The sequence below is a fragment of the Gordonia soli NBRC 108243 genome, from assembly GCF_000334455.1.
GTDB lineage: Bacteria > Actinomycetota > Actinomycetes > Mycobacteriales > Mycobacteriaceae > Gordonia > Gordonia soli.
Map to the genome: position 1 here is coordinate 79,659 of NZ_BANX01000025.1, position 12,589 is coordinate 92,247.

Annotated in this window: 10 protein-coding genes; 5 read left to right on the forward strand and 5 right to left on the reverse strand. The window is 69.8% G+C overall.

Features of this window, described 5'->3' with window-relative positions:
* Positions 1 to 80: 80 nt before the first annotated feature.
* Positions 81 to 1,604, reverse strand: coding sequence for a leucyl aminopeptidase (locus GS4_RS16620; protein ID WP_007622636.1), 1,524 nt, complete (start codon positions 1,602 to 1,604; stop codon positions 81 to 83).
* Between the two features lie 88 nt (positions 1,605 to 1,692).
* Between GS4_RS16620 and gcvT the strand changes: the two genes are divergently transcribed.
* Positions 1,693 to 2,802 (forward strand): glycine cleavage system aminomethyltransferase GcvT, encoded by a 1,110-nt coding sequence (gene gcvT, locus GS4_RS16625; RefSeq protein WP_007622643.1) that lies wholly within the window; start codon positions 1,693 to 1,695, stop codon positions 2,800 to 2,802.
* A gap of 92 nt (positions 2,803 to 2,894) precedes the next feature.
* Positions 2,895 to 3,998, forward strand: a complete 1,104-nt coding sequence (locus GS4_RS16630; protein WP_007622644.1) for a branched-chain amino acid aminotransferase — start codon at positions 2,895 to 2,897, stop codon at positions 3,996 to 3,998.
* A 139-nt stretch (positions 3,999 to 4,137) separates the two neighbouring features.
* Here the strand turns inward: GS4_RS16630 and GS4_RS16635 are convergent, their stop codons facing one another.
* The 3 genes from GS4_RS16635 to GS4_RS16645 are packed head-to-tail and all read right to left on the reverse strand — an operon-like array spanning position 4,138 to position 7,465.
* Positions 4,138 to 4,953: an adenosylcobinamide-GDP ribazoletransferase gene (locus tag GS4_RS16635; RefSeq protein ID WP_007622646.1), complete on the reverse strand. Its 816-nt coding sequence runs from the start codon at positions 4,951 to 4,953 to the stop codon at positions 4,138 to 4,140.
* 8 nt (positions 4,954 to 4,961) lie between these two features.
* Positions 4,962 to 6,788, reverse strand: a complete 1,827-nt coding sequence (gene cobT, locus GS4_RS16640) for a nicotinate-nucleotide--dimethylbenzimidazole phosphoribosyltransferase (RefSeq protein WP_007622649.1) — start codon at positions 6,786 to 6,788, stop codon at positions 4,962 to 4,964.
* A 5-nt stretch (positions 6,789 to 6,793) separates the two neighbouring features.
* Positions 6,794 to 7,465 (reverse strand): DUF3043 domain-containing protein, encoded by a 672-nt coding sequence (locus tag GS4_RS16645; RefSeq protein ID WP_007622651.1) that lies wholly within the window; start codon positions 7,463 to 7,465, stop codon positions 6,794 to 6,796.
* Between the two features lie 147 nt (positions 7,466 to 7,612).
* Between GS4_RS16645 and GS4_RS16650 the strand changes: the two genes are divergently transcribed.
* From GS4_RS16650 to GS4_RS16660, 3 genes are all read left to right on the forward strand, one after another.
* A complete protein-coding gene (locus GS4_RS16650) occupies positions 7,613 to 8,671 on the forward strand; it encodes a glycerate kinase family protein (protein WP_007622652.1) in 1,059 nt (352 codons plus the stop codon).
* Positions 8,672 to 8,941: 270 nt separating this feature from the next.
* Complete coding sequence (locus GS4_RS16655; protein ID WP_007622654.1) at positions 8,942 to 9,301, forward strand: HesB/IscA family protein; 360 nt, start codon at positions 8,942 to 8,944, stop codon at positions 9,299 to 9,301.
* Between the two features lie 112 nt (positions 9,302 to 9,413).
* Entirely contained in the window at positions 9,414 to 10,385 is a 972-nt protein-coding gene (locus GS4_RS16660; RefSeq protein WP_007622656.1) for a carbohydrate kinase family protein, read from the forward strand.
* A 124-nt stretch (positions 10,386 to 10,509) separates the two neighbouring features.
* Here the strand turns inward: GS4_RS16660 and asnB are convergent, their stop codons facing one another.
* Positions 10,510 to 12,435 (reverse strand): asparagine synthase (glutamine-hydrolyzing), encoded by a 1,926-nt coding sequence (asnB, locus tag GS4_RS16665; protein WP_007622658.1) that lies wholly within the window; start codon positions 12,433 to 12,435, stop codon positions 10,510 to 10,512.
* Positions 12,436 to 12,589 lie beyond the last annotated feature (154 nt).

The window sequence follows — 12,589 nt, forward strand, 5'->3', positions numbered from 1 at the left end:
ATCCTCGGGACAACCCTACCCGCCCGGTCCCGTGCAGACGTCCTGTGCCCGGCAAAGTTCCGGCGCCGGGATCCGACCGGTCATCCGTTGGCCGAGATGTCCTCCAGGACGCGTGCGATGGTGCGGACCGGCACCCCGGTGCCGCCCTTGGGGGTGTACCCCCACGGGCCTCCGCTGTTGAACGCCGGACCGGCGATGTCGATGTGCGCCCAACTGACGCCGTCGGCGACGAACTCGCGCAGGAAGAGACCCGCGGAGAGCATGCCGCCCCACCGGTGGTTGGTGACGTTCGCGAGGTCGGCGACCCGGGACTTCAGGTCGCTGCGCAGCTCGGTGGGCAGCGGCATCGGCCAGGCGTTCTCGCCGATCTCGGTGGACAGTCGTGCGATGCGGTCGCGGAACTCGTCGGTGCCCATCACGCCTGGGGTGCGGGTGCCCAGCGCGACCATCTGCGCGCCGGTGAGTGTCGCGGTGTCGATGAGGTAATCGGGTTCGTCCTCGCACGCACGCACGATGGCGTCCGCGAGGACCAGACGTCCTTCGGCGTCGGTGTTGAGGACCTCGACGGTGGTGCCGCCGTATTGGGTGAGCACGTCGCCGGGCCGCTGGGCGGTTCCCGACGGCATGTTCTCGGCCATCGGGACGGTGGCGGTCACCGACACCGGGAGGTCGAGTCGCGCCGCGAGGATGGTCGCCGCGATGACCGCCGCCGCACCACCCATGTCCGAGGTCATCTGGTCCATGTTGGCGGCGGGCTTGATCGAGATACCGCCGGTGTCGAAGGTGATGCCCTTGCCGACCAGCGCGACCGAGGGCGAGTCCTTGCGGCCGGTGTGCACGAGCCGGACGAGGCGCGGGAGTCGGGAACTGCCTTTGCCGACGCCGATGATGCCGCCGTATCCGGCCTTGTCGAGTGCGGCGTCGTCCAGGATCTCGACCTTGAGGCCGGCCGCGGCAGCCAACGTGCGGGCGCGGTCGGCGAACTCCTCGGGGAAGAGATGGCTCGGCGGGGTGTTGACGAAGTCGCGGGCGATCGCGACGGCGTCGGCGACGGCCGCGGCACGGGCCAGTTCGGCCTTGGCGTCCTTGTCCTTCGTCTCGACGAGGAGGGTGACCCGGGTCGGCGGGGACTTCCGCGGCCGCGACTTGTCGGAGCGGAACTCGTCGAATCGATAGGCGCCCAAGAAGAATCCCTCGGCAGCGGCACCGAGGTCGACGGTCGACAACGTCGTCGCGATCTGGTCGATGCCGTCGAGCTCGCGGGCCACGATGCCCGCGGCCTGTCGGAGCAGTTCTGGTGAGTCGACGTCGGCGGTATCGCCCAGTCCGACGGTCACGACGATCTCGGACGGCAACGATGCCGGCGCTCGGAATCGCACCACCTCGCCGTGCGAACCCCGCGCCCCGAGTGCGGTGACCGCGGCCGAGATCTCGTCTGCCTGGCCGTCGTCGAGCAATCCGTCGCCGATCACCAGCGTGGGCTCGCCCGAGTCCTCCTCGGGCGCGATCAGGCCGATGACCACGGCCCGGTCGTTCTTGCCGACGGTGGTCGCCAACTCCAGCTCAGGACCTCGGACCCGGTTCACGCTCTCGTTCTTGCTCACCCGGTCAACTCTGCCACAGGCACAGGCGGCGCTCCGGAGTCCCGATCGCCGTGGATCGGAGCGCATCGCGGGCAGTAGCGTTGTCGCCATGACCGAACTGCTGGCCGGACCGATCACCGACCGACACGCCGCCCTGGGCGCGTCCTTCGCCCCGTTCGGAGGGTGGGAGATGCCGGTGTCCTACGAGGGCACCGTCGCCGAGCACGCCGCGGTCCGCAACGCGGTGGGGATCTTCGACGTCAGCCACCTCGGCAAGGCCCTGGTCGCCGGTCCCGGTGCAGCCGAGCTCGTGAACGCGACGCTCACCAACGATCTCGCGAAGATCACGCCCGGCAAGGCCCAGTACACGCTGTGCTGCAACGACTCCGGCGGCGTCATCGACGATCTGATCACCTACCTGGTGTCCGACGACGAGGTGTTCCTGGTGCCCAACGCGGCAAACACCGCTGCCGTGGTGGCTGCACTGTCGGCTGCTGCGCCCGCCGGCATCACGGTCACCGACCTCCATCGCGACTACGGGGTGCTGGCCGTCCAGGGTCCGCGCTCCACCGAGGTGCTCGCCGGTCTGGGTCTGCCCACCGACATGGAGTACATGGCCTTCGCCGACGCGGACGTCGACCTGGACGGTGTGCGGGTACCGATCCGGGTTTGTCGCACGGGGTACACCGGCGAACACGGGTACGAGTTGCTTCCTCGCTGGGCCGACACCGGACCGGTCTTCGATGCCCTGTTGGCGGGCGTCACCGCGGCCGGGGGTGCGCCCGCAGGCCTTGGTGCCCGCGACACGTTGCGCACCGAGATGGGCTACGCGCTGCACGGCCACGAACTCGGCCCCGACATCACCCCGGTCCAGGCGCGGTCGTCCTGGGCGGTGGGATGGAAGAAGCCGGAGTTCTTCGGTCGGTCGGCGTTGACCGCCGAGCGTGAGCAGGGGCCCGCGCGCCGTCTGCAGGGTTTGCTGGCGACCGGACGCGGGGTGCCCCGAGCCGACTGCGACGTGCTCGCCGGAGCAGGTGGTGCCGTCATCGGCCGCTGTACGTCGGGCACCTTCTCGCCGACGCTCAAGCAGGGGATCGCCCTCGCGCTGATCGACACCGATGCGGGTGTCTCGATCGGCGACGAGGTGGTCGTGGACGTGCGCGGACGTCCGTTGACCTGTGAGGTCGTGCGCCCGCCCTTCGTCGAGTCGCACGTCTAGCCGGACACACACTTCTGCGGGGGTCCGATCGCCTCGCGTCGGACCGCGTGGTGCGCCGAAAGAGGTTTGCGTCCCGGCGGTACGATTGATCAATGACCTTGCAGTTCACCCGCACCGAGCACCCTCATCCGGTGTCGGAGTCCCGGCGTGCCGAGATCCTCTCGGCACCCGGCTTCGGCCGGTACTTCACCGACAACATGGTGCTGGTGGACTACGACGTAGACCGTGGCTGGCACGACGCGAAGGTCACCCCGTACGGGCCGCTGGCGCTCGACCCGTCGGCGATGGTGCTGCACTACGCCCAGGAGATCTTCGAGGGCCTCAAGGCCTACCGTCAGCCCGACGGCTCGATCGCGGCCTTCCGACCGGAGGCGAACGCCGAACGTCTCGCCAACTCCGCATTACGTCTGGCGATGCCGGAGTTCCCGGCGGAGGACTTCGTCGAGTCGTTGCGCGCGTTGCTCGCCGCCGACCACCTCTGGGTGCCCGATGCCGGCGGTGAGGAGTCGCTTTATCTGCGGCCCTTCGTGTTCGCGACCGAACCCGGACTGGGTGTGCGCCCGGCCAACCAGTACCGCTATGTGTTGATCGCGTCGCCGGCCGGTGCCTACTTCGCCAAGGGCGTCAAGCCGGTCAGCGTGTGGCTGTCCACCGAATACGTGCGCGCGGCGCCGGGGGGCACCGGAGCCGCCAAGACCGGTGGCAACTACGCCGCCTCGCTGCTCGCCCAGGCGCAGGCCGCCGAGCAGGGCTGCGACCAGGTCGTCTGGCTGGATGCCGTGGAGCGTCGCTTCATCGAGGAGATGGGCGGCATGAACCTCTGCTTCGTCTTCGGGTCCGGTGCCGACGCGCGCCTGGTGACACCGGAACTCAGCGGGACCCTGCTGCCGGGGATCACCCGCGACTCCCTCCTGGCGCTGGCGGCCGATGCCGGCTTCGCCGTCGAAGAGCGCAAGATCAGCACCGAGGAACTGCGTAAGGGTGTGGCCTCGGGTGACATCACCGAGGTCTTCGCCTGCGGTACCGCCGCCGTCATCACGCCGGTCGGTCGGGTCAAGGGCGAGGTCGACGACTACACCATCGGCGACGGCACCACCGGAGAGGTCACCCAGGCTCTGCGGGACACCCTCACCGGGATCCAGCGTGGCACCTTCGCCGACACCCACGGGTGGATGACCGAGCTGTACCGCGGCTGACCGAGACCGAACGCAACGCCGTGTCCGCCCCGCGCGGACACGGCGTTCGTCGTCTGCGAGCCGTCGGGCGTCACCCAGGCCGGTGCCTCTGGTCGCTGGGTTCTGACCGTTGCCTCGGGGCGCCTACTCGCCGACTGCCTCAGACCAGTAGACCGATCAGCATGATCGCGGTGCCGATCTCGATCACGGCACCCAACACATCACCGGTGAGCCCGCCGGCCCGGCGGGCACTGTGCCGGGTCACCTGCCACGCCACCGCGACCACGACAAGGACGGCGACGACCGCGGTGAGTGCGTCGGCGATTGCGAATCCGGTTGTCGGCTGCGGTGATCCGGATGGAGGCGAACCGGCGAGCGCCGGGAGGCCGACGAGGAGGGCCGCGCCGACGGCGCCCAGCGTCCACACGGCGACCGATGCCCGCTGCGTCCCGGCGACCAGCGAACCGAAGCCGTCCGCGTGCGCCGGGGTCAGGCCCCGGCGACAGCCGACGACCGCGGCCAGTCGGCCCACCGCCACCGCCAGCGCGATCTCGTAGTACCGGTGGTCGTCGACCAACGCCGCGAAGCCCGTCCACTGCACACCGAGAACGGCGACGATGGCGACGACGCCGAACGGACCCACCGACCCACTGCGCATCACCTCGGCCACGCGTTGGGGTGGGCCGTAACAGCCGAGGCCGTCGGCGGTGTCGGCGAGACCGTCCAGATGCATGCCGCGGGTGCCGCCGGCGAGGATGATCATCAGGAGCACGCCGATCAGCGCGCTCGGGAGATCGGTGTGCGAGAGGCCGGCCGCGACGGCCGCGGCCACCGCGCCGAGCAACACACCGACGACCGGGGTCGCGGCGATGACGGCGCCACCGATCCGTCGGTCCATCTCGCCCCGGGGGTACGGGAGCGGCACGACCGTCAACCACGACAGGGCGACGTGCACGGCACGTACGGGGGAGACCACGCGCGCTGTCAGGTGGCGGGTACCGGCTGCGAGCCGGAGTCGGTGACACCGGCCTCGGCGAAGGTGGACATGGAGCTCAGGATGTCGACTGCGGCTCCGACGGCGGGCAGGGCGAGCAGGGCGCCGCTGCCCTCACCGAGCCGCAACGACAGGTCGAGGATCGGTTCGAGATCGAGATGATCCAGTGCGATCTGATGCGCGGGTTCGGTGGAGCGGTGTCCGGCCACCCACCACGTCGTGGCGCCGGGCGCGAGCTCGTTGGCGACCATCGCTGCGGCCGTCACCACCACGCCGTCGAGGATCACCGGGGTCCGGCGGATCGCGGCCTGTGCGAGGAAGCCCGCCATCGCGGTGAGGTCGGCACCGGCGACCGCGGCCAGCAAGGCGAGGGGATCGTGGAGGATCGGCCGCACCCGGTGCATCCCGTCGCGGATCGCGGCGGTCTTGCGAATCCATCCCGCGTCGTCGATCCCGGTGCCGCGCCCGATCACCTCGACGGGTTCGCGGCGGGTCAGTGCGCCGATGAGAACCGTTGCCGGCGTGGTGTTCCCGATACCCATCTCGCCGGCGATGAGCAGGTCGGCGCCACTGTCGACGAGGTCGTCGGCGATGGCACGCCCCGCCGCGAGCGCACTACGCGCCTCGGCCAGCGTCAGCGCATCGGTGACCCGGAGATCGCCGCTGCTGCGCCGCACCTTGTAGCCGGAGATCTCCGGGGCGGTCTCGGCGTCGACCGACATGTCGACGACGCGCACGGTCGCGCCGGATCGTCGGGCCAGGATGTTGACCGCAGCGGTGCCCGACGCGATGGTCGCGACCATCTGCCCGGTCACCTCGGGGGGATAGGCGGAGACCCCGCCCGCCGCGACCCCGTGGTCACCGGCGAACACCACGACCGCCGGGTTCTCGATCTGCTGCGGAGGACAGACACCTTGGCAGGCCGAGATCCAGATGCCGAGTTCCTCGAGCCGGCCGAGCGAGCCCGGCGGCTTGGTGAGATCGGCATGGCGCTCGCGCGCCGCACGGGCCACCGACGGGTCCGGCGGCGTCGGTGTCGCGAACACCTCGGCGTCGGTCGGGTCGATGGGGCGCGGTGCCAGTCCGGCGGCCGGCGTCCCGGCGACGCCGGGCCGATCGGAGAGGTCACCCGCAGCCGTGTCGGTGACGGCGCTCGCGGTCGGTCCGGACGCGCTGCCCTCATCTGCCGGGATGGTGTCGGGAGTGGTCGGCGCCGATGCGACCGTCGTTGACGCGACCGGCGCTGGCGCAACCGCCGCCGGGAGGCCGACACCGCTTGCGACACCGGGCAGTTCGAGCACGCGACCGGCGACGACGAGGACCACACGATCGCAGACCGCGGCGATCGCGGTGTTGAGCGCGCCGAGGTCGTCCTGGAAGCGTCGACCGGCAGGTGTCGGGGCCACCGGCGCCAGACCGACCTCGGGACTGATCAGGACGAGGTCGCCGCGGTGGTCGCCGACCGCGGCGGCCAGCGCCGATCGTGCGTCGGCGAGGTCGACGCCCGGATCGTCCCAGGCGCCGTGCGCGTCGAGGGTCGCGGCGAGCCAGTTGCCCAGGTCGTCGACGAGAGATGCTTCGTCTGCTTCGGCGCGGAGTGCTTCGGCGACCTCGATGGTCTCGATCGTCGTATATCGCGCGTCGCGACGCCGACGGTGCTCGGCGACCCGTGCCACCCACTCGGCGTCGGTGCTCGTCGTCGGACCGGTGGCGATGTAACGGACCCGTCGGTGTGGCGCGAGCAGGGATTCGCCGTACGCAGACTTCCCGGATCGGACACCACCGAGTACGAGTGTCCGCGTCCCCCGATTGACCATCCGCGCTAGACCGCGTCGCCAGCCGACACCTGCGGTTTCGGAGCGCGCATCTTCCGCAGCTGCATCGCGCGCGTGAAGGAGTACCAGCCCAGGCGGAACCCGGGATCGGCACTGTCGGGATACCGTTCGCGCACGCGGCGGTTGACGAGCCGGCCGAGGATGACCGCGTCGATCGCCATGAACACGACGAAGACGAGCAGCACGATGTTGGCGTAGACCGCGATCGCGGGCAGGAACATCACCACGATCAGGACGATGGCGAACGGCATGAAGAGACCGGCGAAGTTGCGGCGCGAGTCGACGAGATCACGCGCGTAGCGGCGCACCGGGCCCTTGTCGCGCGGCATGAGGTACCGCTCGTCGCCCTCCATCATCTTCTCGCGCTGGACCTGCCGCTGCGTGCGGCGCTCGGCGTTCAGCTTCTGCTTGTCCTCGCGGGACAGCGATGTCCGCAGCTCCTTGCGTCGAGCCCGGGCCTCGGAACGGGTCGTCGGGGGCGGCGCCACGGGCCCCCGTTTGCGGCCCTCGGCATCACGTCGGGACGGTGTCGGTCGTCCCTTGCCCTCGGTGTACGCGCTGCCCTTGGCCGGTGCCGAATCCACGGCTTCCTCGGTCGTCACCGTCGCGTCGGCATCCCCGACAGCGGTGTCCTCGTCCTTTTTCCATGGCAGCCTCACACCGTCGAGGGTAGGCGATTCCGCGCTGCCGCGAATCGCCGACCTCCCTATACTCACGACTCCGGGCACGGCGTGGCGTGCGGTCGGTATCGGACCGGCGCAGGTGAGTCCACCGTCGGTGACAGTCGAAGCGGAGAGGCGAAGAAGATGCGGGTGGTGATCGCGCCGGATTCGTTCGGCGACACGTTGTCGGCGGTGACGGCGGCGCACGCCATCGGGCGTGGGTGGCTTGTCGCCCGGCCCGGCGACGAGATCGTGGCGGCGCCGCAGTCCGACGGCGGCCCTGGATTCGTCGACGTCCTGGCGAACCGGTTCGGAGAGGTCCGCGTCGCCGAGGTGTCCGGTCCACTGGGAGCAGGGGTGAGCGCCCGCTGGTTGTTCGACGACCGCGGCGGCGACGCCGTGGCCTACCTCGAATGCGCACAGGCGTGCGGGCTGCATCAACTCGGCGGTCGGCCGACCTCGGAGACGGCGATGTCAGCTTCCACCCGCGGCGTGGGCCGGCTGCTGGATGCGGCACTCTCCGCCGGCGTCACCACGGTGGTCGTCGGTCTCGGTGGCAGCGCGACCACCGACGGTGGCCGGGGTCTGGTCGAGGCCCTCGGCGGTCCGCAGGCCGCGGTCGACCGCCTGCGGTCGGTCTCGCTGGTGGTCGCATCGGATGTCGAGAACCCGCTGCTCGGGGAGTTCGGCGCAGCGGCGGTCTTCGGTCCGCAGAAGGGAGCCGATCCGGCGACGGTCGAGCTCCTCGAACAACGGATGACGGTCTGGTCGCAGACGTTGTCGGAGATGGCGGGCCGCGATGTGTCGGCCGAGCCGGGTTCCGGCGCGGCCGGCGGCCTGGGGGCGGCCCTGCTCGCTCTGGGGGGTCGGCGGGTGTCGGGGGCGACCGTGGTCGCCGACGCGACCGACCAGCAGAAAACCGTCGCCGGTGCCGATCTCGTGATCACCGGGGAGGGCAGATTCGACTCCCAGACGCTGCGCGGCAAGGTGGTGGCCGCCCTCACCGGGACCGCGGCGCAAGCCGGGGTGCCGACCGTGGTGCTGGCCGGGCAAATCACCTTGGGCGCCGCCGAGATCACGGAGGCCGGCATCCGGTCCGCCCACGCCGTCGTCGACGTCGCCGGATCCGTCGAGGTCGCGATGGCGGACGCGGAGAACCAGCTCGCCATCCTCGCGGAGAAGGTCGCGCGCGGCACCTCGTGAACCAGCGCCGGTACGCGAACCGATCGGGTCGGGAAGATCTGTCCGGTCGGAATCCGGCGCGCGCACCCGGCTCGCAGGCGGGAATAGCGGGTGGAGGAGTACCGTTGGACTCGCACGGACGCGCGCACGTGCACGCGTTCCACGGACATCGGGATGCCGACGCCGTCGGAGAACCGACGACCCGACATCCCACCCCTGACGACCGTCAGCGCAACGACTGAGTCGACCGTCAGAGCACGACCGAGTCAGAAGCAACACTGAGGAGCATCGATGACCGTCCAGAACGAAGCCGGCGCCGCCACCACGACCGGGGTCAACCTGACCGATGCGGCCGCCGCGAAGGCGAAGGGCCTGCTCGACCAGGAGGGCCGCGACGACCTGTCGCTGCGCATCGCCGTGCAGCCGGGTGGTTGTGCCGGTCTGCGCTACCAGCTCTTCTTCGACGATCGCAGCCTCGACGGTGACCTCACCGACGACTTCGGCGGCGTCACCCTCGCGGTCGACCGGATGAGCGCGCCGTACGTCGGCGGAGCCACCATCGACTTCGTCGACACCATCGAGAAGCAGGGCTTCACGATCGACAACCCGAACGCGACCGGCAGCTGCGCCTGCGGCGACTCGTTCAACTGACGTAGATCTCCCACCGACCGCATCCCGTACTCGGGGTGCGGTCGGTGTCGTTTCGAGCCGTGGGTAGCGTGAACAGCTGTCCAACGACCCATCTCGAGAGGCTGACGCTGCAGTGAGCATCGTTGTGTGCGGTTCCATCGCCACCGACCATCTGATGACCTTCCCGGGCAAGTTCTCCGAACAACTGCTGGGGGATCATCTCGAACACATCTCGCTGAGCTTCCTCGTCGAGGACCTCGTGGTCCGTCGCGGCGGCGTCGGCGGCAACATCGCCTTCGCCATGGGTGTCCTCGGCGGTGCGCCGACGCTGGTCGGTTCCGTCGGCTCCGACTTCGCCGACTACCGTGCGTGGCTCGAGGAGCACGGCGTCGACACCCGGGGCGTCCGCGTCTCCGACACGCACCACACCGCCCGCTTCATGTGCACCACCGACGAGACGATGGCACAGCTGGCCACCTTCTACGCCGGTGCGATGAGTGAGGCCAGGGAGATCTCCCTCGCGAGCGTCGTCGGGGAGATCGGCCGACCGGAGCTGGTGCTGGTGGGCGCCGACGACCCGGCCGCAATGGTCCGCCACACCCGGGAATGCCGCGAGCTCGGCGTCCCGTTTGCCGCGGACCCGTCGCAGCAGCTCGCCCGCCTCGACGGTGAGCAGACCCGCTCGCTGATCGAGGGCGCCGACTACCTGTTCACCAACGAGTACGAGTGGGGTCTGCTCAAGCAGAAGACCGGCCTGTCCGATGCGCAGGTCGCCGAGTTGGTCGGAACCCGCGTGACGACCCTCGGCAAGGACGGCGTCGAGATCGTCGGCAAGGACGGAGATCGTCTCCGTGTCGACGTCGTCCCCGAGACGGAGAAGGTCGACCCGACCGGCGTCGGCGACGGTTTCCGGGCCGGTTTCCTGACCGCGCTGTCCAAGGGGCTCGGGTTCGAGCGGGCCGCGCAACTGGGATCGATGGTCGCCGTGCTGGTGCTCGAGACGGTCTCCACCCAGGACTGGAGTTGGGACCGCGACGATGCGCTGCGCCGGCTGGCCGGTGCGTACGGCGACGAGGCCGCCGCAGAGTTGGCCGCCGCCTTCTAGTCTCCGGCGGCGCGGCCGCGCCGACGATCGCCGTTCGGGCGCAACGTCTTCACGGGGGCAACGTCGTCACGAGCAGGGCCCGGTGGCAGATGCCGCCGGGCCCGCCCACTTCCGGCGATCGGGTCTAGAGCCGGACCGGGTAGGTGTGGTCGGAGATGCTCGGCGCCAGCGTCTTCTCGACGAAGATCGCATGCCAGACCATGAACACCAGCAACGTCCACAGTCGACGACTGTTGTCGACGGTCCCGGCGCGGTGTTCGTCCAGCATCGCCAGTACGGCGGTCTTGTCGAAGATGTGGTCGGTCTGCGAGTTGCGGATGGTTTCGTGTGCCCAATCGAAGAGCTCCGGACCTGCGAGCCAGTGGCGGATCGGCACCGGGAAGCCCAGCTTCTTCCGATGCAGCACATGGGCGGGGACGATCTGCTCGAGCGCCTTGCGCAGTGCGTACTTGGTCGTCCCGTGTGAGATCTTCTCGTCGAAGGGGAGACCTTCGGCGACCGCGAACACCTCGGGATCGAGGAAGGGCACCCGTAGCTCCAGCGAGTTGGCCATCGTCATCTTGTCGGCTTTGACCAGGATGTCGCCGCGGAGCCACGTGAAGAGGTCGACGTGTTGCATACGGGCCACCGGATCCCAGCCCTGCGAGCGCGCGTAGATGGGCGCCGTGACGTCGGTGTGCGTCCACTCGGGCCGATAGTCGCGCAGCACCGCACGCAGTCGCGCGTCGTCGAAGCTGCGGGCGTTGCCGTAGTAGCGCTCCTCCAGGGTGAGCGAGCCGCGATGGAGCAGGCTCTTGCCGCGGGTGCCCTCGGGGATGCGGTCGGACAGCCGGCCGGCGAGACGACGCAGAGCGGTGGGGAGTTTGTCGAAGCCGCTCAGGGAGAGTGGCTCCTTGTAGATGGTGTAGCCACCGAACAACTCGTCGGCACCCTCGCCGGACAGCACCACCTTGACGTGTTTGCGGGCCTCTTTGGCGACGAAGTAGAGCGGCACCAGTGCCGGATCGGCCACCGGATCGTCGAGATACCAGACGATCTCGGGGATGGCCGCCACGAACTCCTCGGGCCCGACCACCTTCACGATGTGGCGCGCCCCGATCGCCTCGGCCGACTCGGCCGCGACGTCGACCTCGGAGTACCCGTCCCGTTCGAAACCGGTGGTGAAGGTGATCAGGTCGGGGTTGTGCCGGATCGCCAACGCGGCGATGGCCGTCGAGTCGATGCCACCGGACAGGAACGAACCCACGGTGACGTCGGCCCGCATGTGCTTGGCGACCGAGTCGGACAGGACGTCGGCGATCTGGTCGTAGCGCTTCTGCTCCGATCCGGCCGCGAACGGCCGGACGCCGAACTGGGGAGTGAAATAGCGACGGATCTCCGGCGCCGAGCCGGGACGGATCGTCGCGTGGCAGCCCGACTCCAGCCGGCGGATCGCCGCGTGCAGCGTCTCGGGCTCCGGGACGTACTGCAAGACCGTGTAGTGCTCGATGGCACGCGGATCGAGGTCGTCGGCGAGCCGCAGACCCTCCAGCAACTCCAACAGGCTCTTCTTCTCGCTGCCGAAGGCCGTGCCGGCCGGTCCGGTGGCGATGAAGAGCGGCTTGATGCCGAACGGATCGCGCGCGAGGAACAGCGATCGGGTCTGGGTGTCCCAGACGGCGAAGGCGAACATGCCCCGGAGTCGGCGGACGGCGTCCGGACCCCAGTGGTGGAACGCGGCGACGATCGCCTCGCCGTCACCCTCGGTCGCGAAGACAGTTCCCTCGTCCCGGCTCAATTCCTCGCGGATCTCCAGGTAGTTGTAGATCTCGCCGTTGAAGACCAGTGCGTAGCGGTCCGGGGCCTCGGGTGGTCCCCACCGCAGCGGCTGATGCGAGTGCTCGATGTCGATGATCGAGAGTCGGTTGAACCCGACCACGAGGTCGTCGTCGTGCCAGGTGCCCGGTTCGTCCGGACCGCGGTGCCGCATGCAGTGCGACGCCGCGGCGATGGCGTCGGCGTGAGCCGCCGCCGATCCGTCCGCGGTCAACAGACCGAGCAAACCACACACAGGCAGGGCTCCATTTCGCAATCGACGCCGTAGTCACCGGGGGTTCCGGCCGGGTCCGAGTATGCCCCAGGTGCGGGTGTCCCGGCACGCTCGCCCCGACCGCCCACGGGCCCTGTCGACGGGCCGACACCCGAGGGCAAACCCCAATTCCGAC

What these genes read in the sequence shown, in the direction of transcription:
- cobT (WP_007622649.1), bottom strand. Translation starts at nt 6,788, where the DNA reads ATGGTCAATCGGGGGACGCGGACACTCGTACTCGGTGGTGTCCGATCC.
- gcvT (WP_007622643.1), top strand. Translation starts at nt 1,693, where the DNA reads ATGACCGAACTGCTGGCCGGACCGATCACCGACCGACACGCCGCCCTG.
- GS4_RS16630 (WP_007622644.1), top strand. Translation starts at nt 2,895, where the DNA reads ATGACCTTGCAGTTCACCCGCACCGAGCACCCTCATCCGGTGTCGGAG.
- GS4_RS16650 (WP_007622652.1), top strand. Translation starts at nt 7,613, where the DNA reads ATGCGGGTGGTGATCGCGCCGGATTCGTTCGGCGACACGTTGTCGGCG.
- GS4_RS16655 (WP_007622654.1), top strand. Translation starts at nt 8,942, where the DNA reads ATGACCGTCCAGAACGAAGCCGGCGCCGCCACCACGACCGGGGTCAAC.